This window comes from Photobacterium sanguinicancri (assembly GCF_002265265.1).
Classification (GTDB): domain Bacteria; phylum Pseudomonadota; class Gammaproteobacteria; order Enterobacterales; family Vibrionaceae; genus Photobacterium; species Photobacterium sanguinicancri.
Map to the genome: position 1 here is coordinate 1 of NZ_NOIF01000366.1, position 1,326 is coordinate 1,326.

General features: G+C 38.8%; 1 protein-coding gene. It reads right to left on the bottom strand.

Annotated features, from left to right (window positions below; genetic code table 11):
• Positions 1–123 precede the first annotated feature (123 nt).
• The gene (locus ASV53_RS24055; protein WP_094958997.1) at positions 124–1,050 is read right to left on the bottom strand and encodes a hypothetical protein; all 927 of its coding nucleotides are present in this window, start codon (positions 1,048–1,050) and stop codon (positions 124–126) included.
• Between the last annotated feature and the right edge of the window lie 276 nt (positions 1,051–1,326).

Consider the following 1,326-nt stretch of genomic DNA (forward strand, 5'->3'; position numbering starts at 1 on the left):
ACTATTAACTAAACTCATCAATAAAAGGCGAACCATTTGGTTCGCCTTACTTTTAGGGGGTTATTTGCTTAATAAAGCGAACGCCCAAGTCCTCTCTAAACTAAACTTGTAACTCTGCCTTTACTACAACTTTGCTGCTTTAATGAAGTATCTATCTACTCGGCTGAAAGACTCGATTAAGGGCTGAGCTGTTTTAATTGCAAGACTAATATCATCCACCGATGCCTCATCTACATCTATCAACTTTTCCCGAAGAAGCTTGAGTGTTTGATGGGGTACACCCATTTCATGAATAGCTGCATAGCCCGCAGTAAGTTTCTGATTTTCCATGTCACTGATTATGTGACTGTAATCAAAGGTTAAGCCTGTACTTTCTTTCTTATTTAAGAAATACAAAATATCCGCAAATAATGACAAAAAGTTCGGGAAGCTAAACCCATAGACATTTGAGATTATTTTGAGCTCATCATCAATTACACCTGACATTTGCTCATCAAACTCATTTTGAGGGCAATCATCTTCTAGGAGTTGTTTGTGTTTCCATTCCATCTGTTGCTTGAGGTAATGCTCAACGGAGTCAGCCGCTAAAAATGCTCGAAACTTCCCACAAATGCTTGTTACAGGATCTTTTCCGTCTTTTGGCGTTACGGAAAAGCCGTTCCTTGTCAGTACTTTTTTCCTAGCTTCAATAAACTGTTCCATAATAAAGTACAGAGCATCTGTGGTTGGTAGCTTAAAAAAATTCAACTGCTTATACAGTTCAAAATCATAGAGCTGAACAATCTCTAAAGCCCTTAACAAGCACTCTATCTTCTCTACCTCAAATGAAGAATTGTTGCGGATTATCTCTGTAGGAATATCGGTTTCTTGACTGAAACGTTCCCATGCTTCTAAACCTCCAGAAGATAAGTGCTCACGATCTATTGAACCCAATAAGTTCAACGGACATTCACTGTCCTCATCTCCGATTGGAATAACCAACTCGTCAGAGGCGTCATCATCTGGTTGAGATTGCAGACAATAAACTCTACCTACAAAATGCTTATACATCCTCCCAGCTCTGCCTTTGATGTTGTTATGCGTAAATTTATCTATGCTCTCAAGCCCATTATAGTTTTCGTATATAACAACATTCTTAGCTCGGGTGTTTACTCCTTCTATTATTGTTGAAGTACAGATTAAGACATTGTGCCTTCTTGACCGATTAAAAATATCAACAGAGAAGTGCTGCAACGCTCGTGGCAATACATGTAGTGGTCAACTAAAATTGGTCACGGTTTTAGAGCTTTCCCAATATAATCGTTCTGACTCATTGGGAGTTAGACC

What these genes read in the sequence shown, in the direction of transcription:
- ASV53_RS24055 (WP_094958997.1), bottom strand. Translation starts at nt 1,050, where the DNA reads ATGTATAAGCATTTTGTAGGTAGAGTTTATTGTCTGCAATCTCAACCA.